At 35.6% G+C, this 21,455-nt stretch carries 21 protein-coding genes; 10 read left to right on the top strand and 11 right to left on the bottom strand.

What is annotated here, in order from left to right; translation table 11 throughout:
- Positions 1 to 115 precede the first annotated feature (115 nt).
- The 6 genes from sapF to pspF all read right to left on the bottom strand — a co-directional run bounded on the left by sapF (position 116) and on the right by pspF (position 6,769).
- Complete coding sequence (sapF, locus tag INT39_RS02005) at positions 116 to 925, bottom strand: putrescine export ABC transporter ATP-binding protein SapF (RefSeq protein WP_193014554.1); 810 nt, start codon at positions 923 to 925, stop codon at positions 116 to 118.
- Positions 915 to 1,916, bottom strand: a complete 1,002-nt coding sequence (gene sapD, locus INT39_RS02000) for a putrescine export ABC transporter ATP-binding protein SapD (RefSeq protein WP_193014555.1) — start codon at positions 1,914 to 1,916, stop codon at positions 915 to 917. Before sapD ends, sapF begins: the two co-directional genes overlap by 11 nt.
- A complete protein-coding gene (gene sapC / locus INT39_RS01995; RefSeq protein WP_193014556.1) occupies positions 1,916 to 2,809 on the bottom strand; it encodes a putrescine export ABC transporter permease SapC in 894 nt (297 codons plus the stop codon). Before sapC ends, sapD begins: the two co-directional genes overlap by 1 nt.
- Positions 2,796 to 3,761 (bottom strand): putrescine export ABC transporter permease SapB, encoded by a 966-nt coding sequence (gene sapB, locus INT39_RS01990; protein WP_193014557.1) that lies wholly within the window; start codon positions 3,759 to 3,761, stop codon positions 2,796 to 2,798. The genes sapC and sapB overlap by 14 nt, the downstream gene beginning before the upstream one ends.
- A gap of 3 nt (positions 3,762 to 3,764) precedes the next feature.
- Positions 3,765 to 5,450, bottom strand: coding sequence for an ABC transporter substrate-binding protein SapA (gene sapA, locus INT39_RS01985; RefSeq protein WP_193014558.1), 1,686 nt, complete (start codon positions 5,448 to 5,450; stop codon positions 3,765 to 3,767).
- A gap of 305 nt (positions 5,451 to 5,755) precedes the next feature.
- Positions 5,756 to 6,769 (bottom strand): phage shock protein operon transcriptional activator, encoded by a 1,014-nt coding sequence (gene pspF, locus INT39_RS01980; protein WP_193014559.1) that lies wholly within the window; start codon positions 6,767 to 6,769, stop codon positions 5,756 to 5,758.
- 218 nt (positions 6,770 to 6,987) lie between these two features.
- On the opposite strand from pspF, the gene pspA reads away from it, so the two are divergent.
- From pspA to tyrR, 8 genes are all read left to right on the top strand, one after another.
- On the top strand, positions 6,988 to 7,656 hold the full coding sequence (gene pspA / locus INT39_RS01975; RefSeq protein WP_193014560.1) for a phage shock protein PspA: 669 nt from the start codon (positions 6,988 to 6,990) through the stop codon (positions 7,654 to 7,656).
- 36 nt (positions 7,657 to 7,692) lie between these two features.
- Positions 7,693 to 7,923 carry an envelope stress response membrane protein PspB gene (gene pspB, locus INT39_RS01970; RefSeq protein ID WP_193014561.1) on the top strand — a complete coding sequence of 77 codons (231 nt, stop codon included), beginning with the start codon at positions 7,693 to 7,695 and terminating at the stop codon, positions 7,921 to 7,923.
- Positions 7,923 to 8,279, top strand: coding sequence for an envelope stress response membrane protein PspC (gene pspC / locus INT39_RS01965; protein WP_193014562.1), 357 nt, complete (start codon positions 7,923 to 7,925; stop codon positions 8,277 to 8,279). The genes pspB and pspC overlap by 1 nt, the downstream gene beginning before the upstream one ends.
- 119 nt (positions 8,280 to 8,398) lie before the next feature.
- Complete coding sequence (pspD, locus tag INT39_RS01960) at positions 8,399 to 8,653, top strand: phage shock protein PspD (protein ID WP_193014563.1); 255 nt, start codon at positions 8,399 to 8,401, stop codon at positions 8,651 to 8,653.
- Positions 8,634 to 10,028 (top strand): YcjX family protein, encoded by a 1,395-nt coding sequence (locus INT39_RS01955; RefSeq protein WP_193014564.1) that lies wholly within the window; start codon positions 8,634 to 8,636, stop codon positions 10,026 to 10,028. The genes pspD and INT39_RS01955 overlap by 20 nt, the downstream gene beginning before the upstream one ends.
- Positions 10,025 to 11,068: a YcjF family protein gene (locus tag INT39_RS01950; RefSeq protein WP_193014565.1), complete on the top strand. Its 1,044-nt coding sequence runs from the start codon at positions 10,025 to 10,027 to the stop codon at positions 11,066 to 11,068. Before INT39_RS01955 ends, INT39_RS01950 begins: the two co-directional genes overlap by 4 nt.
- Positions 11,069 to 11,538: 470 nt before the next feature.
- A complete protein-coding gene (locus INT39_RS01945; RefSeq protein ID WP_226893918.1) occupies positions 11,539 to 11,958 on the top strand; it encodes a hypothetical protein in 420 nt (139 codons plus the stop codon).
- 154 nt (positions 11,959 to 12,112) lie between these two features.
- Positions 12,113 to 13,678, top strand: a complete 1,566-nt coding sequence (tyrR, locus tag INT39_RS01940) for a transcriptional regulator TyrR (protein WP_193014566.1) — start codon at positions 12,113 to 12,115, stop codon at positions 13,676 to 13,678.
- 69 nt (positions 13,679 to 13,747) lie between these two features.
- Here tyrR and tpx read toward each other — a convergent pair whose 3' ends face one another.
- Positions 13,748 to 14,251 (bottom strand): thiol peroxidase, encoded by a 504-nt coding sequence (gene tpx / locus INT39_RS01935; protein ID WP_193014567.1) that lies wholly within the window; start codon positions 14,249 to 14,251, stop codon positions 13,748 to 13,750.
- Positions 14,252 to 14,475: 224 nt separating this feature from the next.
- Here tpx and INT39_RS01930 point away from each other — a divergent pair, with 224 nt between their 5' ends.
- Complete coding sequence (locus INT39_RS01930; RefSeq protein ID WP_193014568.1) at positions 14,476 to 16,095, top strand: peptide ABC transporter substrate-binding protein; 1,620 nt, start codon at positions 14,476 to 14,478, stop codon at positions 16,093 to 16,095.
- 650 nt (positions 16,096 to 16,745) lie between these two features.
- Here INT39_RS01930 and INT39_RS01925 read toward each other — a convergent pair.
- Entirely contained in the window at positions 16,746 to 17,306 is a 561-nt protein-coding gene (locus INT39_RS01925; protein WP_193014569.1) for an Ail/Lom family outer membrane beta-barrel protein, read from the bottom strand.
- Positions 17,307 to 17,570: 264 nt separating this feature from the next.
- Entirely contained in the window at positions 17,571 to 17,912 is a 342-nt protein-coding gene (locus tag INT39_RS01920; RefSeq protein WP_193014570.1) for a DUF4377 domain-containing protein, read from the bottom strand.
- A gap of 377 nt (positions 17,913 to 18,289) precedes the next feature.
- Between INT39_RS01920 and zntB the strand changes: the two genes are divergently transcribed.
- The gene (gene zntB / locus INT39_RS01915; RefSeq protein WP_193014571.1) at positions 18,290 to 19,273 is read left to right on the top strand and encodes a zinc transporter ZntB; all 984 of its coding nucleotides are present in this window, start codon (positions 18,290 to 18,292) and stop codon (positions 19,271 to 19,273) included.
- 310 nt (positions 19,274 to 19,583) lie between these two features.
- Here the strand turns inward: zntB and ttcA are convergent, their stop codons facing one another.
- Both ttcA and INT39_RS01905 read right to left on the bottom strand, forming a co-directional pair.
- Complete coding sequence (gene ttcA, locus INT39_RS01910; protein ID WP_193014572.1) at positions 19,584 to 20,507, bottom strand: tRNA 2-thiocytidine(32) synthetase TtcA; 924 nt, start codon at positions 20,505 to 20,507, stop codon at positions 19,584 to 19,586.
- A 290-nt stretch (positions 20,508 to 20,797) separates the two neighbouring features.
- The gene (locus INT39_RS01905; RefSeq protein WP_193014573.1) at positions 20,798 to 21,355 is read right to left on the bottom strand and encodes a 4Fe-4S dicluster domain-containing protein; all 558 of its coding nucleotides are present in this window, start codon (positions 21,353 to 21,355) and stop codon (positions 20,798 to 20,800) included.
- Between the last annotated feature and the right edge of the window lie 100 nt (positions 21,356 to 21,455).

The following is a 21,455-nucleotide window of genomic DNA, read 5'->3' as shown; positions in this document are numbered from 1 at the left end:
TGGCTGATTCTACCACGACATTTGTAAATTTGTTTAATTTCCCTAGCACCTCCGAGGAGTTAAGGAAAAAGGGTGAAATAATGTGCAATTAACATAATACTTATATTGTTTACACTTAAGGCAAATCTTGGCGCCAAGCTTCTGCTGTTAGGGCTTCACCAAAATGGCTTGCAACTAATCGACGAGTGACTTCATGTAAAGGTGAGGCAAGCACTTCTGCCGTATTACCTCGTTCAACCACTTCACCATTATCCATCACAATAATTTTATCGCTAATATGTTTGGTCATACCTAAGTTTTGTGTCACATAAATATAGGCAATGTCATGCGTCTCTTGCAGTTCTAACATTAAATTTATAATTTGTGATCGTAATGACATATCTAATGATGCTATTGCCTCATCAGCAATAATCACTTGAGGTTGTAAAATTAAGGCTCTTGCAAGCGCAATCCGTTGACGCTGACCCGATGCAAACATATGAGGATAGTAATTAGCATGTTCGGGCAAAAGGCCAACTTGACGTAACGTTTGATAAATTCGCTTTTCACGTTCTATGGCACTTAATTCGGTATTAAGGCGTAAAGGAATATCTAATGTTTGCCCTATACGCTGGCGAGGATTTAAAGAGTTAGTGGGATCTTGAAATATCATTCTAATTCGTTGACTACGATAAGGGTAATCACCAAATGTAAGTTGATGCCCATTAATAAAGATATCACCGCCTGTAGGTTCTGTTACCCCCGATAACATTCTTGCCAATGTTGATTTTCCTGAACCATTAGCGCCAATAATGGCTAATGTTTGCTTAGGTTCAAGTGTAAAGCTAACTGGTTTTACGGCTTCTAATTGCTGGCGTCGAAATAATCCAGTGCGATAGCGAAATGTTTTTGATAGATTTTTTACCTCAAGCAGTTTATCGAACATCAGTTGGCTCCACATTTAACGGGAAGTGACACGCCACAGCATGGGTTTTAAATAAACGTAATCGAGGGGCTTCAATACATTGGCGTTGAGCATAAGGACAACGAGGGCCTAAACGACAGCCAACAGGCAAATGTTCAAGAGAGGGAATGGCGCCGGGTAATGTATTTAAACGGCTTTTATGTACCAATGAGTTAGTGAAATCAGGAATAGAGCGAATTAATGCTTGAGTATAAGGATGATAAGGTGTCACGAGTAATTCATCAGGTGGGGCAGTCTCAACGGTTTGACCACAATACATAACGGTAATTTTATTGGCTAATTTACTTATCCATTGTAAATCATGGCTAATCAAAAGAATGGTCATATTATTATTTTGATTAAGACGAGTCAGTAAGCGAAATATTTGTGTTTGTGTTGCAGGCTCCATCGCGTTAGTGGGTTCATCCGCAATCAATAATCGAGGTTGATTGGCAATAGCGATGGCAATCATCACTTTTTGGCATTCACCTTCTGTTAATTCATAAGGATAACTGCGCATAATATCTTTGTGATCTTTAATACCTACACGGTGTAACAATTCAATTGCACGACGTTTTCGCCAATGAAAGCGTTGCCACCAATGTCCTTTATATGTCCAACCAGGAATAGCTTGAATCAGTTGTTGTTCGATTTTTGTAGCAGGATCAAGGCAAGATTGAGGTTCTTGGAAAATCATTGAGATATTATGGCCAATAACACGACGTCGCGCTCTTGGCGATAATTTAAGTAAATCAATATCATCAAATCGGAAGCGATCGGCTGTTACACTAATATTATCTTTAGTGACACCACAAATGGCTTTTGCAATTAAACTTTTACCTGATCCTGACTCACCAACAAGGCCTCTCACTTCACCTTCATTTAAGGTGATCGAAACACGATCGACGGCTTTAACTGGGCCATCGGGTGTCATAAATTCAATGGTTAAATTGCGTATATCTAATAAAGGCATTATTCAACTCCCTCATTTATGGCACGCTGTAAACCATCACCGAGTAGGTTCACCAATAAAACACTTATCATAATTGTTGCGCCTGGAATTAACACTGTCCATGGGGCGACATAAATAAGTTCGAGTGAATCGCCTAACATGGCTCCCCATTCAGGTGAAGGAAGCTGAGCGCCTAAATTGAGAAAACCTAAGGCAGTAATATCAAGAATAGCAATCGAGAAAGCCCGCGTTAATTCAGAAACCAATACCGGCGTAATATTAGGCAGTACGGTATACCATAAAATAGAAATATTGGATGCGCCATCAAGCCGAGAGGCAATGACATACTCTTTATTTAATTCATCATTGACTGCAGAATAAATCATCCTAACTAAACGGGGTAGTAATGCCAGCCAAATTGCTATCATGGCATGACCAAGGCTTGTTCCTACAAACGCCACGACAATAATAGCCAGTAGCAATGAGGGAATCGATAATAAAGTGTCTAAAATATGATTGAGAATGGCAGATTTTAAGCCATGTGTCATTCCGGCAACGCAGCCAATAATTAAGCCCATTAATGTTGCTGCAAAGGTGACGATAAACGCCCCCCCAAAGGTCATGCTTGTCCCAATTAAAATCCGACTAAAGACATCACGCCCCAAGTCATCAGTACCAAAAAAATAGGAAACATTCCCATTTTGATACCAAGATGGTGGTGTTAACTGGTGACCGAAAAATTGTTGATCAAGAGCATAAGGCGCAATATAGGGACCAATAACACTCAAGATTAAGAGAAAAAGTACACCGTAAAACCCTACCATTGAGATAACGTCTTTAGAAAAACATTGCCAAATCACTGCTGCCGGTGTGGGTGTTTTTTTCTCTTTATAAAATTGGCTATCTAAAGGCATATCCCACCTTGTGTTTCATTGGGTTGCTCATTGCACCCACAATATCGGATAACACATTCACAATAATAACCATTGAACCCACTAACATTACACCCGCAGAAATCGCAGAGTAATCTTGTTGGCGGATTGCTGTTACTAACCAGCGACCCAGTCCAGGCCAGTTAAATACAATTTCTGTCACCATCGTAAGGGTTAGCATGGTAGAGAATTGTAAGCCTAATTTAGGGATGATTGGGGGTAAAGCATTATGGAGAATATGACGACGAATAATTGTAAAACGTGAGAGGCCTCGAGTTGCGGCGGCTTTCACATAGTTCTCTGACATAATTTCTTCTGTACTGTTACGCATTAATCGAATAACTTCGGTCGTAGGGGCGATAGCCAGTGTTGTTACAGGTAAAATCAGATGTTGTAACACGTTAACTATCATTTGCTGGCGATAAGGTGAGTCTGATAACCAAGCATCAACGAATGCAATACCCGTAATAGACTGTAAATTATAAAGTAGATCAATACGACCAGAGACAGGAAGCCAACCGAGTTTTAGTGAAAAGAAAAGTGTTAATAATAAGGCAAGTCCAAATACAGGCACAGAAAAGCCTAATAGCGCAAAGTTACTAATAATAATATCAGCGGATTTATTTCGCCAAACACCCGCAATAATACCCGCAGGGATCCCCACAAGAAGGGCAAAAAGAAAAGCCAATGTACAGAGTTCCATTGTGGCTGGGAGCGCTTCAATCAGTTGTACTTTAATTGGCTCACCATTAATGGAGGAGATACCAAAATCAAAATGAATCATGTTGTGAGCATAAAAGACGTAGGCATCCATTAATGATGCACCACTTAATGGGCCATTGGGCGTGTAATAGCTTAGGCTAAAGCTCACTAGCGACAAAAAGAACAGTGTCACAAGTAATAAAAGTAATCGACGTATTGAATAAATAATCATGGATTATTTTACAGCCTCTTTCTTGTGATTTTGCTCATCTACTTCTGCTTCTCGATAAACACCAGCAAAAGATGCATTACCAAAGGTGCTTAATAGCAATCCTTTAATATCATAACGATATGCCTGCATACGTAAAGAGTTCGCTAAAGGTAAAACAGGTAATTCTTGGGCAAGAATGTCTTGTGCTTCATGATAATAATCCATTCTTGATGCAAGTTGCTGGCTATAAAGCGCTTTCATCAGAATTTCATCAAAATTAGGTAAACACCAATGGCTAAGATTAGTTTGTGAGCCAATGGCTGCACAGCTAAAAAGTGGGCGGAAGAAACTATCCGGATCGTTACTGTCAGTTGACCAACCTGACAAAGTCATATCATGAGTGCGATCCATCATGCTTTTCTCTTGATATCGGCCTTCAATAGGACGAATATTCATTTGGATACCCACTTGGGCTAAGTCAGCTTGAATGAGCTCTGCCATTTTTAATGGACTTGGATTATAAGATTGTGATGCACTTGGTACCCAAAGATTCAATTTAAGGCCATCAAGACCTAATTCTTTTAAGATCTGTTTTGATTTTTCAGGATTATATTCTGTAATTTTTGCACGATTATCATATGCCCAAGAGGCGCGAGGAAGCACTGATGCGGCTGTTTCTGCTGTTCCATAATAAATAGACTCCATTAACCGCTCATTATTAATCGCATAAGCAATGGCCTGACGTACTTTAAGGTCATTTAACGGTGGTTTACTGGTGTTAAACGCTAAATAAGCGATATTCATACCAGAACGGAGTGTTAATCTTAGTCGAGGATCATCACGTAAAACTTTTAATTGACTTGCTGCTGGATAGGCTAAAACATCACATTCACCCGTTAATAATTTAGAAATACGGCCTGTACCACCTGCACCCATATCAATCACAATTTGTTGCATCTTAGGTTGACCTTTCCAGTAATTTTCATTTCTAAATAAACGAACAAATTGCCCAGGTTGATATTCATCTAAAAAGAAAGGCCCAGTGCCTACCGGTTTCCAATCAAGTTGTGTTTGATTGCCTACTTTTTCTAAATTTTGTGCGTATTCAGCAGAGAGAACAGGGGCGTAATGCGTCGCTAAATGCCATAAAAAAGAGGCGTCAGGCTCTTTTAAGCTAAATTCCACAGTGTATTGACCAAGTTTTTTTATTGATTGGATATTATTAGCAAAACTTAGGCTGTCAAAATAAGGGTATTTTCCACCACTGATTTGATTGTATGTATTTTGTGGGTCAATCATCCTTTCAAAACTAAAAATGACATCATCTGCGGTGAGTTTTCGTGTCGGTGTAAACCATGATGTTTGCTGAAAAGAGACATTTTTACGTAAATAAAAGCGGTATGTCGCCCCATTATCTAATGATTCCCAACGTGCTGCAATTTCAGGGATCAGACGATAAGTGTAAGGGTCAACATCTAAAAGACGATCATAAAGTTGTGCAGCGAGGGGATCAATAATTAATCCACTGCTCGATAACTGTGGATTAAACGTATTTATACTGCCATCAACACAATAAACAAAGCCATTTTGATTAATTGGAGTTGGCTCTTGTTTTACGGAGAGCTCTGGCATTTTCGGTGCTATCTCTGCGATGCAAGCTGTACTTACAATACTGAGTAGCAGAGTACCAATAAATAAAATAGGGCGCATAATAATGTCTTTTAGAGAAACGATTTTGCTATTGTAACTTAAAAAACTTTCTATCCCCAAATAGTCAAAAAAACAAAGTGAGAAAAATTCTCAATAAAAAGCTTTACAAATGCTAATGATAAAGATTATCATCCGTATTGTCCTTCGGCGGTAAGAGGTTTTCCGCAGAGGGCACGACATTGCTCACATTGCTTCCAGTATTTTTTTACTAGCCAGCTCGGGTGCTGGCTTTTTTTTTGCCTATCATTTTTTCCTACCCTTCTTTATATCCATAGATAATAAAAAATTTATTTATTATTATTCGATTATGTTGTTATTTGGTGCTTTTTAATTAATCCTCTAAATTGATCATAACTCAATGCTAATTTTTCGGCGGCCTCTTTTTGATTATATAAACACGTTTTTAAGGCATTATTGACTAGATTTTTTTCCATTTCATTTTGCCACTGACGTAAATCGAGAGGTAAAGCAGGTAATGAAAAAGAAGAGATTATCGTTTCTTTAGAGAATTTTTTTAATGGGGAGAGTTGGGGTATCGATGTTTGAAGGCCAGCGAAAGGGTTAATAATAATATTATCTAGTACTTTATCACTGGTGCCATGGCGATAAACTGAACGTTCTACAACATTTTTTAGTTCACGAATATTACCAGGCCATGCATAGTCTAAAAGCACTTGGCATGCATTATCACTAAAGCCAGGAAAAAAGGGGAGTCCCAATTCTTGACACATCGAAATAGCAAAATTTTCAGCAAGTAACATAATATCTGCCCGACGCTCTCTTAGCGGGGGCAACCGAATAACATCAAAAGCTAATCTATCCAGTAAATCGGCACGAAATTTACCTTCTTCAGCCATTGCCGGTAAATCAGCATTTGTTGCACAGATAAGCCTAACATCAACATGCAGTGATTGACTACCACCCACCCGCTCTAAATGACCGTATTCAATGACACGAAGTAATTTCTCTTGTACCAGCATAGGAGCCGTTGCTAATTCATCAAGAAAAAGAGAGCCACCATCAGCACGTTCAAATCGACCTTGATGGCGATTTTTAGCACCAGTAAAGGCACCCGCTTCATGACCAAAAAGCTCAGAATCAAGCAAGTTGTCATTAAGTGCAGAACAGTTGATCGAAATAAAAGGCCCTTGCCACCAAGGGGCGAGATAATGCAGCCGATGTGCAATTAATTCTTTACCCGTGCCTCGTTCACCAATTATTAAGACAGGCTTTTTTAATTGAGCAAGCGCAGAGGTCTGTTCTAATACATCAATAAATTGACTATCAACACCGATTATTGTCTCTAAATTCTCATTCATTGGTTAAATTCACCATAGCAAGGTATTTTTTACCACTTTATCAGATGTGTGGAAAATAGACGAATAGAATAAATCATCTATTATTAATAAGTTAAGTGAAGTTTCAAAGTTGGCATGTAAATTGTATTAACTAGAGTAAGCCGAGCGTTATCATTGATAGCGCCATTTAATGAAATAATTTAACGTTACTAATTAGCATAGCTATTAAGGATAACATCATGGGTATATTTTCACGTTTTGCTGACATTATTAATGCCAACGTCGCTTCTTTATTAGATAAAGCGGAAGATCCTGAAAAAATGATCCGCTTAATGATCCAAGAAATGGAAGACATGTTAGTTGAGATTCGAACCACTTCTGCACGCACTTTAGCAGAAAAGAAAGGTTTAGAACGCCGTATCGAACAAGCGGAAAAACAAATTAAGGATTGGCAAGATAAAGCTGAATTAGCGTTAGTTAAAGATAAAGAAGATTTAGCTCGTGCAGCATTGATTGAAAAACAACGCATTGCATCAGTTAATGACACATTAAAACATGAGTTGATTATTATTGATGAGACGTTAACTCGCTTAAAAGGTGAAATTAACGAGTTAGAAAATAAATTAACAGAAACACGTGCTAAACAGCAATCTTTAGTGGTTCGTCATCAAGCAGCAAATTCATCACGTCAAGTTCGTCGTCAATTAGACAGCGGTAAGATGGATGCAGCAATGGCACGTTTTGAACAATTTGAGCGACGTATTGACCATATGGAAGGTGAAGCTCAAAGTTATGGGTTAGGTAAAGAGAAATCATTAGACCAACAGTTTGCTGAATTAAAAGCTGATGATGAAATTAGCGCGCAATTAGCGGCATTAAAAGCTAAAATCAATATCAACAAAGAGTAACAGCAAGCGTAATAACCATCTTATAAAGGATATGTAATGGGCTATATATTTCTGGGAATACCACTGACCATTTTTATTTTATTTGTTCTCCCTATCTGGCTGTGGTTGCATTACAGCAATCAGAAAAGTGGTGGGAATGTTCAGTTAACCCAACAAGAAATGCAGCGACTGAGCGCGCTGGTGGATAAGGCTCAGCAAATGCAGGAACGCATTAAGACGCTAGAACAAATACTTGATGCAGAACATCCTAACTGGAGGCAATCATAATGACGGTACAAAGCAAACAATTGTATCGCTTGCCACAAGAAGGCGTGATCCGTGGTGTATGTGCAGGCCTTGCCCATTATTTTAATATTCCTGTTTTACTTGTCAGGGTTATTGCGGTAATTGCGCTCTTTGCTGGATTTTTTGGCTTAACAATTGTTGCTTATCTTGTTTTGAGTTTCTTTATGGAACCAGCGCCAGCTAATTACCAGCAAGGTGATGAGCAACAAGAAAGTTTAAAAGAAATTTTAAGTGGCGTTGATAGTCAATTAACACAAGGTGAAAAACGTTTACAACAAATGGAACGTTATATTACTTCTTCTACTTATCAGTTAAATAAACGCTTTCGAGATCTGTAATATTTTAGCCATTTAATCTGATATGACGCTCCGATTTAGGAGCGTCTTTCTTTGAGTTGTTTTCTCTTTTTTAGCGTAGTTTTTGTAAGAGTGTTAAATTCCTGATTAAGGAGGGTGCTATGAATATCAATCAATTCGATGCCACTTTAAAAACAAATAAACTCACCCAATTTATCAAAAAAGGGTTAACATTTGGGTTAATGTTATTGACTTTATTTGGGCCAGCGGCAATAACTGGCGGTATATTAAAATGTGTAAGTCGCAAACCGTTACGTTGGTTGGTTCTATTGATAGCGGAGCCTGTCATTAAAGCAGGTTTAAATAAGCTATCGCGTCAAGTGTCTTGGGAGAAACATGAAACGCCTACAAAATGAACTTACAGCTTTTATTAATCGTGGTGTTGACAGACATCTTCGCTTAGCCGTAACTGGATTAAGCCGAAGTGGCAAAACGGCATTTATTACCTCTTTAGTTAATCAACTTATTAATGTACATACAGGGGCTCGTTTACCGCTATTTTCTGCTGCACGAAATAAGCAATTATTGGGTGTAAAACGTATTCCCCAACATAATTTAAATATTCCCCGTTTTACTTATGATGAAGGTATGGAATCACTTTATCACACGCCACCAAGTTGGCCTGTTCCTACGAAAGGGGTGAGTGAAATTCGTTTGCAGCTTCGTTATCGTTCTAGTGAGTCATTAACCCGTTTTATAAAAGAAACATCATCACTTTATTTAGAAATTGTGGATTACCCGGGTGAGTGGTTATTAGATTTGCCAATGCTTGAACAAGACTATTTTGAATGGTCAGAGCAAATAAATAAGGTTAATCACCAAAGAACATCACCAGAACAAAATTGGCAATCACTTCTTAAAAAATGTGATCCTTTCGCACCCGCTGATGAAACATTATTAGCGGATATTGCAGCTGCTTACACTGAATATTTATTGTCATGTAAAAAAGAAGGGCTTCATTTTATTCAGCCGGGCCGTTTTGTTTTGCCAGGTGAATTAGCTGGTGCCCCTGTTTTACAGTTTTTTCCATGGATAGATTTGCAACAATACGATATTACTAAATTAAAGAGTGCAGATAAACGCACGAATATCGGTATGCTAAAGCAGCGTTATGAATATTATGGTCAGCATGTGGTAAAAGGTTTTTATCGTGACCATTTTCAGGGCTTTGATAGACAAATTGTTTTAGTGGATTGCTTGCAACCTCTTAATCAAGGCGCAGATGTTTTTAATGATATGCGACAAGCCTTAACACAATTAATGCGTAGTTTTCATTATGGTAAAAGAACATTACTAAGACGTTTATTTTCGCCTTGTATTGATAAACTTTTATTTGCAGCGACTAAGGCTGATCATATTACGATTGATCAACATGAAAATTTAGTTTCATTGCTTCAGCAACTTATTCAAGATGCTAAACAAAATGCTATTTTTGAAGGAATAAGTATTGATTGTATGGGACTCGCCTCTATTGCAGCAACAGAAAGCGGTATTGTTGATCACCAAGGTGAAAAAATTCCAGCATTAAAAGGATTCCGTTTAAGTGATAACAAGCCTTTAGTGTATTTTCCAGGTGAAGTGCCTAAACGATTACCTGAAAAAGAGTTTTGGCAGAAACAAGGTTTTAGTTTTGAATCTTTTAGACCACAACAAATATCAAGAGATAGTGCGGTTCCTCATATTCGCATGGATAGTGCAATGGAATTTTTGTTAGGGGATAAATTAAAATGAATGAGCCATTAAAATCACGAATTGATTTTAAAGAGCCCATACTTCAAGAAGAAGTAACCTTAAAAAAAGGTATTGGCTTTCAGGAAAATGAACAATTTCTACCTATAGATCCACAATTAGAGGCAGAAAACGAAGGACAATTAGAAGGTGATGTTCAGTCTATTTTAAAGCCTAAAAAAAGTGTATGGAAACGGTTATTAACAGTTGCGAGTACAATTTTAGGGGTTAGTGTTATTGCCCAAACAGGGCAGTGGATTTATGAATCTTGGATAAACTCTGATTGGATTGCATTAGGTGCAGCAAGTGCAGGAGGGCTAATTGTTGTTGCTGGAATCGGCTCTATAATAACAGAGTGGTGCCGTATTTATCGTTTACGCCAACGTGCGGATGAACGAGATAAAGCCAAAGAGCTACTTTATAGTCACGGCATAGGAAATGGCCGGCTTTTTTGTGAAAAATTGGCGAAGCAAGCGGGTATTCATTCACAACATCCTGCATTAATTCGTTGGCAAAGTGCACTGCATGATACGCATAATGATAGCGAAGTATTAACGCTTTATAGCCAATTAGTTCAACCTATTTTAGATAAGCAGGCGAGAGCTGAAATTAGCCGCTCTGCGGCTGAATCTACCTTAATGATCGCAGTAAGCCCGCTTGCCATGGTTGATATGGCCTTTATTGGTTGGCGCAATATACGTTTAATTAATCGTATTGCTGAAATTTACGGCATAGAACTGGGTTACTATAGCCGCTTAAAATTATTTCGTCTGGTTTTAGTCAATATTGCATTTGCTGGTGCTACCGAATTAGTGAGAGAAGTAGGAATGGATTGGCTCTCTCAAGATCTTGCTGCTCGGTTATCAACACGAGCGGCTCAAGGTATCGGTGCTGGCTTATTAACAGCACGTTTGGGAATTAAAGCAATGGAGTTATGTCGTCCTTTACCTTGGATGGATGATAACAAACCTAAGCTGGGTGATTTTAGGAAAGAACTAATCGGTAAATTAAAAAGTACGATAGGTAGTAAGAAAAAAGAGTAAAATATAACATTATTATTATTTTCTTCTTTATAAAGAATACAGATTATTGAAAAACACCCGAAATTTGCACACTCATTTTGGGTGTTTTTTTTATGAAAAAAAGAATTATTTATATAAAAAGACCATGCGGATAAAATATAAGTCTAAATATTCATATTCCATAATGAAAACTATTGTAATAAATAAATTTTCGCTATAATGCTTTATTTAAAATGATAAAAAAAGCTTGTTTAAAAAACTATAATATTAAAAACACGAAGAGTTATTTACTATAGCTCTTTGTATTTCATTGTATTTTATTCATTTTTTGATGGTGAAAATTATTTTTTGAAAGAAAGATTTTTAAAAATTAGTATGCTGTATCATATTAAATGACATTTTTATAAAAAAGTAATATCAGATTTTTCTTCTGGTATTACATTATGATTTCAAGAATAGAAAAGTAAAAATATAATTAATGAGGCCAGATAATGAAAGAGATGCCTATTTCAGTTATCAAAAAATTATCAAAACAAAGACGTAGAATTTATATTAGCTCAGCTTTAAATGTTATTGTACTTGATAATAACCTAAGTATTTTAATTCCTATTCTGAGTGAAACGATTGACGAAATTAAAAAGAAACAACATCAAGAACAGTCTAAGTCATTTCAAATTAAAGATACGTCGCAATTTTTTGAATATCTATCAGAACAAGATAAAAAAGAGAAGGCGATAAACGCATTAGAATACCTGCTTTTTTGTTTTGAAAATGGATGTAAAACTATCAAAAAAATGATCCGCCGAGAAATAAGCCCTTTAATAAAAGATATCGAATATCTTATTGATTTTGAGCTAAAAAAAATAATAAAAAAGGCTTCATTTTCGTTATTTGGTTTCTTTAAAGCATAAAAAATGGTGGGTTGAAAATCAAAATTTTAATTTAGTTGTGTAAAAATAAATGCTAGTGGTGTCAACCTTTGCTGACAAGGCACTTTATTTCGTTGATATTTATGTATAATATCTAGAATTAGTTCAGGGTCACTCAGTATTAAGAAGGTTTATAATGCGTTTAGAGGTCACTTGTGAAGATCGCATCGGGTTAACCCGAGAATTATTAGATCTGCTCGTATTAAAAAATATCGATTTACGTGGAATCGAAATATTTCCAATAGGTCTTATTTACCTGAATTTTTCCCAAATAGATTTTAATATATTTCAACCGCTTATGGCTGAAATAAGAAGAATCAAAGGTGTTATTGATGTTCGTACCGTGGCTTTTATGCCGTCAGAACAAGAACACCGAGCAATTTGGACATTATTAGAATCCGTACCTGTTCCTGTCTTTTCTATTGATACGAAAGGCAAGGTTAAGTTATTAAATCCAGCGACTCGACACCTATTTGGGCTTGCTCCAGACGATGATTCTGAAAAAACATTTAATCAACTCATTCCTAATTTTAATATTCATCGTTTTTTGGAACAAAAAGAACATTTGATTCAAATGGTTCCAATAACGTTAAAAAAACAAAGTTTTGAAATGGAAATAGTGCCTATAAAAATAACAGATGATAATCAGTATAATCATTGTGTAGGGGCCTTTGTATTATTGAAATATCGCGGAATAATTTATGATCATCCAAAGTTAATGGTGAATGACCAAAGTGGATTTGATCAAATCATTGCCGTAACACCAAAAATGAAGCAGTTGATTGAACGTGCTCGTAAAATGGCCATTATGGATGACCCACTATTACTTGTTGGTGATACGGGAACCGGAAAAGACCTACTTGCTAAGGCCTGTCATCTTCTAAGCAATCGCTTAAGATACCCATTTTTAGGCTTAAATTGTGCCTCATTGCCCGATGATGTTGTTGAAAGTGAATTATTTGGTTATGCCGCAGGTGCTTATCCTAATGCAATAGAAGGTAAAACTGGCTTTTTTGAACAAGCAACGGGGGGAACAGTTTTACTTGATGAAATTGGTGAAATGTCGCCTCAAATGCAAATTAAGTTATTACGTTTTCTAAATGATGGAACATTTCGCCGAGTCGGTGAAGAACATGAAGTAAAAGTTGATGTACGTATTATTTGTGCGACACAAAAAAATTTGTGGGAGCTTGTGCAGAAAGGATTATTTAGAGAAGATCTTTATTATCGATTAAATGTCTTAACGTTGACGTTACCGCCTTTAAGAGAGAGAAAAGACGATATCATGCCACTTGCAACTCATTTTATTAACCAATATTGTCAAGAACAAAAAATAGGTATGCCATCGATTTCTACTGAGTTTTCTGCTTATTTAACACAATATTCTTGGCCTGGAAATGTTCGTCAATTACGTAATATTATTTATCAAGCGATGTCTCAAGTAGTAGGAAATACACTAAGAGTTCAAGATATTACCTTACCAGAACACACCACAGATGTTTTATTTGATGAGGATTTATTAGAGGGCTCATTAGATGAAATGACGAAGCGTTTTGAAGCTTCGATTTTAGCACGTTTATATCGTGATTATCCGAGTACGCGTAAATTAGCAAAACGCCTAGGTATTTCTCATACAGCAATTGCAAATAAACTAAGAGAATATAACCTCACTAATAAAAAGAATGAAAAAACTGAAAACTAAATTACGGTTTAAGGTTTCTGAATAAAAAATAGACGAGCATAACGCTCGTCTATTTTTATATATAACGTATTATTTCAATGTATTTAATGCATTATCATAATTAGGTTCAGTTGTAATTTCATCAACAAGCTGAGTATAGATAACCGTATTATTTTCATCTAAAATAATAACTGCACGGCTTGTTAAGCCAGCTAATGGGCCTGATGTAATTGCAACACCATAATTCTCTTTAAATTCAGCACCGCGCATTGTTGATAATGTGACAACATTATCTAAACCTTCAGCACCGCAAAAACGAGCTTGAGCAAAAGGTAAGTCAGCTGAAATGCATAAAACAACGGTGTTGTTTAATTCATTTGCTACTTTATTAAATTGGCGAACACTTGCAGCACAAACACCCGTATCTACACTTGGAAAAATATTGAGAACTTTACGTTTACCCGCAAAGTTTGCTAAAGAAACATCATTAAGATCTTTACCCACCAAAGAAAAATCTGCTGCTTTTTGGCCTACTGCTGGAAATTTGCCTGCCAGTGTTACAGCATTTCCTTGTAAAGTAACTTGATGTGCCATTGTTGTTCTCCTCTATGAGTTATCAGACTTACTATTATTAATACTAAATTATTAACGAAAATTCTTGTTAATGTTTAACCATTATTAAAATTTGTCACTATTTGCATAGTACTCACCAAAAACATAAAAATTTATAAAATATTTGTAATCAGTGATTGTGCCTTTTTATCAGGCTCTTATAATTGTGCAGTTCATTCTCATACAGACTACAGGACGAAACAGACATGCGCAAAACATTCGTCATATCATGTGCACTTGTCGTTCAAGGATTACTCCTACCGCAGGTAAATGCGGCGGTAGTGCCAGCAGGAACGATTCTCGATAATAAACAGGAAGTCGTTCGACATTTAAAAGATGAGCCCGCATCTCTTGACCCTATTAATGCTGTAGGATTAACAGAGGCACAGGTACAACGTGATTTATTTGAAGGATTGACGATAGAGGATGAACACGGGCGTCCTATTCCTGGTGTTGCTGAGCGTTGGCGCACAGAAGATAACCGTGTGTGGATCTTTACTTTACGTGATAATGCCAAATGGTCAAATGGAGAGAAAGTCACGGCTACAGATTTTGTCTATAGCTGGCAAAGGTTAGTTGATCCTAAAAATCTGTCTCCTTTTGCGTGGTATGCATCACTTGCTTCTATTGAAAATGCCCAAAAAATTATTGATGGAAAATTAAAGCCAAGTGCATTAGGCGTAGAAGCGATTGATGAAAAAACGTTAAAAGTAACGTTAGATCGGCCCATTTCTTACTTTCCAAGTTTAACGACTAATTTTTCGTTATACCCTGTACCACGTCATAGTGTTGAAAAGTATGGCGCAAAGTGGATCAACGTTGGAAATCTAGTCGGTAATGGCGCCTTTATTTTAAAAGATAGAGTGGTTAATGAAAAAATTGTATTAACACCTAATCCTTATTATTGGGATCATCAAAATACAGTGTTAACAAAAGTTACTTTTGTTCCTATTAATCATGAGTCACATGCGACTAAACGTTATCTAGCAGGCGATATTGATATAACAGAGTCGTTTCCTAAAAATTTATACCATAAATTAATGAAAGATATTCCTAATGAAGTTTATATTCCCGACCAATTAGGTACTTATTATTATGCTTTCAATACTCAATCAGGGCCAACAAAAGATATTCGTGTACGTAAAGCGTTAGCGATGGCAATTGATAGAAAAATTATTACTGAAAAGGTATTAGGGACAGGTGAAAGATCAGCTAACCGTTTTACGCCTGATGTGACGGCAAATTTCACGCCAGAGCCGACAATTTATGATGAATATAGTCAGGATGAATTAGATAGCCAAGCAAAAATATTATTAGCAGCTGCAGGGTATGGTCCTCATAACCCATTAAAATTATCATTGCTATATAATAATTCAGAAAATCATCAGAAAATTGCTATTGCAGTCGCTTCCATGTGGAAGAAAAAATTAGGTGTTAAAGTTGAATTACGAAATCAAGAATGGAAAACGTATATAGACAGCAGAAATACAGGTGATTTTGATGTGATTAGAGCTTCATGGGTCGGTGATTATAACGAGCCATCGACCTTTTTAAGTTTGTTAGGCTCTAAACATACGGGTAATATTCCTAAATACCAAAATAAGCAATATGATGAAATATTGATGTTATCAGGTATGGCAATTGATGAAAATGAACGAAATAGCCTCTACAACAAAGCAGAGCAAATTATTGCTGAAGATGCGCCAATTGCACCTATTTATCAATATACAAATGGGCGATTAATAAAACCGTGGCTAAAAGGCTACCCTATTGAGAACCCTGAAGATGTTGCTTATAGTCATACATTCTATATCTTAAAACATTAATTTAAACAGTATGATTAACGAATTAAATCTCAGTTTAGATAAAGAGTTTAAATAAAAAGTTTAAATAATCCTCTAATGGATCATAAAAATGAAAAATGCCCTAATTTGAGTGTTCGATTTAGGGCGTTTTTTATCTAATAGATAATAAAAAATAATAATTATCATTTATTCTTATTAATAAATAATAATTGAGATGAAGAAATGAAAAATAAGTAGGTGACATAAACAAAAAAGAACCCCTTTTAAAAATGGGCGTAGCAAAATAAAGCAAGATTATTTATTGTCTGAATATAAAATATATTCTTAATCCTTTTTTTGCACGCTTTTTATTGTATCTAACTGTTACAGTGATTAATAAAATATTTATAACAAAAAAAATCCCTCTGTTATAAAAAACAGAAGGAGACTCAAAAGGAATAAACATTGCAGGGACTATGTTAATACATTTTTGCAGTATTGTTTTGACTAATTGTGCAATGTGCTTGATGTTAAATATTGCAGTATCTTTTATTTATAGATGTAAATACTTAATGGCAATAAAAGTTAATGTATTTATTGTAATGTTGAAGAGTTTTGTATATGAGCTCTCTATTTATTTCTTTGCTATTGTTAAATTAAATTACTGATTACCAACATTTTTTAAATAAAATTTAAAAACGATATCCCAGAGATAATTGTAAGCTATTTAACTCAATGTGACGTTTGTTTGCTGTGGTATCTGAGTAAAGGTAGCCAAAATTAAGTGAAACATCTTTTAGTGGGTTATAATCGATGCCAATATGACCAATAACGCTTGTTGTATTAACAATATGTGTATCTGTTGTGTTTATTTCAGGATGATACTTATCTTCTTGATGTTTCAATTTATTAGGGCCCATTTGGGCATAGATGGAAATTTTTGATGATAATCTATAAGTCGGGCCGACTAATAGAGCCGTCGTTTTATTTCTGTATTTTATTATTGATGGAAGGGTAAAACGGGGATCATTAAAAGGCTCTTTATGATCTGAGTTCAAATAGAGCAGGGAAACTAATAGTCCCCAAGTATTTTCTGTTTCATAACGATAACTAATAATCGGTCCTTTTGCAGTATCACCTTTTATTTTCCCATAAATATACCCCCCATAGAGAGTATGCGTTTTATTGTAAGCATGTGATGTAGAGGTATAAGATAAAGCGAAGCTAATTAAAATAAGAATTAATTTATTCATTATAGAGGTTCTATGTTGAGGTAAGAAGCTCTATTTTTAGTAAATTAAGCATTTATTTCAATATTAATTGTTTGAAATTACTCTTAAAAATAGTTTGCAGGCTTATTTTAAATGCTTAATAAAATTAAAGTCATATAAATAGCATATTATTAAAATAACATAAATTTAATTAAACTTACTTAATAGAGGTTATCAGCAAAATAATCTTAATAAAAGGCACTCACAATAGCGTGTATTGCTTATTGTGAGTGTTAGTAGGAGAGGCTATTTCTTATCTACAATCTCGACTAGCGTATATTTTACACTTGGTGCATCTGCCGGAGGATTAGGGACATCTGTCACATTCACTTTTAATGTGTATTCCGTGCCTGCTTTATACTCAAAACCTTCAATGTTTTGATAGAATAGTGACCATTCACCAGAAGGGAGTTCTTTCACTTTCATGCATTTCATTGGAGCAACACCCACACAGTCATAAAGTTGTGAATCGACGAGAAGTGTTTTTGTTGTATCAGCAGCCGCTGCAGTGTTTGCATTTTCTGTTGACGTTGCGTCATTGCATCCAGCTAAAAGTAAAAATAAAGGAATAGCGAGAAACTTTTTCATATTGATGACCTTATTTTTAGGGTACAACAAATGTATTAGATAAGATTTAGTATACACCAGACTGATAATTATTATAAATTACAGCAAATAACTTTTTCTCTTGTAAATAAAATAAGTTATCTCTAGGCATTTCAACTATTGATATAGTAGCGTAACTATCAGCATTAGATTTAGTGTAATAATCCTAAAGTAAAAAATACAAATAAAAACAGGAGCGTAATTATAAAAAATAGTGTTGATATACAATATATTAGAAGATAAATAGAATAACATATTGAAAAATAATTATATAAAGTGAAGATAGACACATTATTATTTGACAGTTGAACACTGAATTAAGATAGCGTTTTTAACGCAAAGATTATGGAGGAAACTAAATGAAAACAATTAATGACTCTGTCTTGCATGATTCAGATGCAATTTATACTGCGCAACTTAATGGGCATGGGGGAGTAATTGAAATAACGTCTGAGACGGTTGCAACTAATGAAAATCCGCTGTGGATACATTTAGATTACCGCAAACCACAAAGTGCTCAATGGATACAAGAGACAGAACTACTTCCAGCCATAGCTAAAGATATCTTATTAGCGGAAAATGTTAGACCAAAGGCTCAACGTATTGGTGAAGGTATCGTCATCAATTTGCAAACAATTAATAATAATCCAGATGATCGACCTGATGAACTTGTGGCATTTAGAATTTATATTAATAGCCAAACAATAGTGTCTAGTCGTCATCGTCGAGTTAATTCTGTTGATTCTGTTATTCATACTTTAGATGTAGGCAATGGGCCTGAAAGTAGCGGTGATTGGTTAATTACCATGGCGGATGCTGTCACTGATGAAATCGGGGAATTTGTCGAAACTTTACATGATCAATTAATTGAACTTGAAGATATGATCCTCGATCAACAAATACCGGCAAGAGGCGAATTGGCATTACTCCGAAAACAATTGATTGTTTTACGTCGTTATATGGCACCACAAAGAGATGTCTTTTCAAGACTCTCTATCGAGAAACTTCCTTGGATGAGTGATAGTGATAGAGTAACGATGTTAGAAATATCAGAAAGACTTTCCCGGCGTTTAGAAGATTTAGACAGCAGTATTTCTCGTACTGCAGTTATCGCTGACGAAATTACATCAATGATGGCTGATGCGATGAATAGACGAACTTATACAATGTCACTTATGGCAATGCTATTTTTACCCACCACTTTTCTTACAGGGTTATTTGGTGTCAATTTGGGCGGGATCCCAGGAAATGAATTTCCTTATGGTTTTACCGTATTTTGTCTATCACTCTTTGTTTTGATTGTGATTGTTACTTGGTGGTTAAAACGTAGTAGATGGTTGTAAATTTTCAGAGAATTAATCGTAACTAAATGGATTTAAAAAAGAATTCTCTAGTCCTGTTTGAGATATATCAATTTTTTAAAATACAACATCTGGCATTATAACTCTCGCAGGTGAATACAACGTTGAGCGATGAACGTTGTGCTCCATAATTGTAGTTTTTCTCATATTGAGTTCTTAATACAGAATAATTGACCATTATTACACCGATGTTTATTAACATCGGTTTTTTTTTGCTTAAATTTATTGTTGGTAATTATTTCATCACAAAAATCCTAAGCCTTGAAAATGGCAAGGCTCAGGAGATAACACATTATTTTACTTCAATAATATCAAGCTTATTTTGGCTAAAATCAGGGCGTTCATTATCATCTTCTTGGAACATCACTGGAATTGCAGGGATCTCATCTTTATCGAAGGCCAAATCACCGCCATTAATGACTTCATCACCATGTTTAATATTGGCGAAATCAAATAAATGTGTATCACAGAGATGAGACGGGACAATATTTTGTGTTGCTCTAAACATAGTTTCAATGCGACCTGGGTAGCGTTTATCCCAATCCTTTAGCATTTCTTTAATAACTTGACGTTGAAGATTAGGTTGTGAACCACAAAGATTACACGGAATAATAGGGAATTGTTTTGCTTGCGCGAAACGTTCAATATCTTTTTCTCGTGCATAAGCGAGGGGACGAATAACGATATGCTTGCCATCATCGCTCATTAATTTAGGTGGCATACTTTTAAGTTTGCCACCATAAAACATATTCAAGAATAACGTTTCTAAGATATCATCGCGATGATGGCCTAAAGCGATTTTAGTTGCGCCTAATTCTGTTGCTGTGCGATATAAAATACCACGGCGTAAACGAGAACATAAAGAGCAGGTTGTTTTACCTTCAGGAATGATATCTTTGACAATTCCATAAGTATTTTCTTCAACAATTTTATATTCTACACCAAGCTCATTTAAATATTCAGGTAAAATATGTTCAGGAAATCCGGGTTGTTTTTGATCTAAGTTTACTGCAATAAGCGAAAAGTGAATTGGCGCACTTTTTTGCAGGCTCATCAAGATAGAAAGTAGCGTGTAGCTATCTTTACCACCAGAAAGACAGACCATGATTTTGTCGCCATCTTCAATCATATTAAAGTCAGCGATAGCTTGCCCAACATCACGGCGTAAGCGTTTTTGTAGCTTGTTGAAATTATATTGCTCTTTTGGGATGCTCATTTTTACGGTTCTATATCGTTGCTGATTATTCTGTAACTTGCTAACCAAGACTTTGTCTTTACATTACTGTTTTTTTAAGTTTAAAAAACATTAAAAATCAATGAGATATTTATTATCTCAACCGGTAAAGTGTTTGAAACACAAAGTTATTTATGGCAAGAAAATTGATAAGTTGCCAATGATACCAGATGGTTGGGTAGTTTCGATATAAATAACTACAGTTAAGCAACTTCAGAGCAACCAAAAAGAGAGAGTAATAGCCTTATATAACGGATAAGGCTATTAAGAGATTAAAGTGTTATTCCATGCATATTAACATCTTCACGTAAAATAGATTTTTTTCTACGTTCAGCCGTTAATTGTGTCAGTTCATTTTCAGAGACAAGCATTAAAGCGTCTTGAGGGCAAAATTCTACACAAGCAGGACCTTGCTCTCTATGATGACATAAGTCACATTTAACGATATCAATTTGAAAGTATTGACCAAGGTCTAAAAATGAAGTTTGAGGAGTCTGTTCTTTTTTCTCAAGTTCAATTGCACCAAACGGACAAGCTAAAAGACAAGCCCTACAACCAATACAATTTTCAGGATGTGTTTCAACAAAATTTTCACCACGGACTAATGCTTTTGTTTGGCAAGCTTGAGCACAAGGTGCATCTTCACATTGATGACAAACTGAGGCTGTAAACTGATGCATTAATTTAATAATATGAATTCTAGGATGAAAATTCTTTTTATTGAGGAAATCATTTCCGTCCTTTTCAAATGTATGGCCAACTGAACAAACTACTTCACAGGTCTTACAGCCAATACATTTTTTAGAATCAATAACAATTTGGCTATTCATCTCAATACCTATCTATAAGGATATGTATTTTATGATATATCCGTATGAAGAGTCTTTTAGTAATATTAATCAAATTTATATCAAATAATTAAAATTTAAT

This window comes from Pseudomonas sp. FME51 (genome assembly GCF_014897305.1).
The sequence above is the reverse complement of the archived record's forward strand: the minus strand, read 5'-3'. Positions and strand labels throughout refer to the sequence as shown.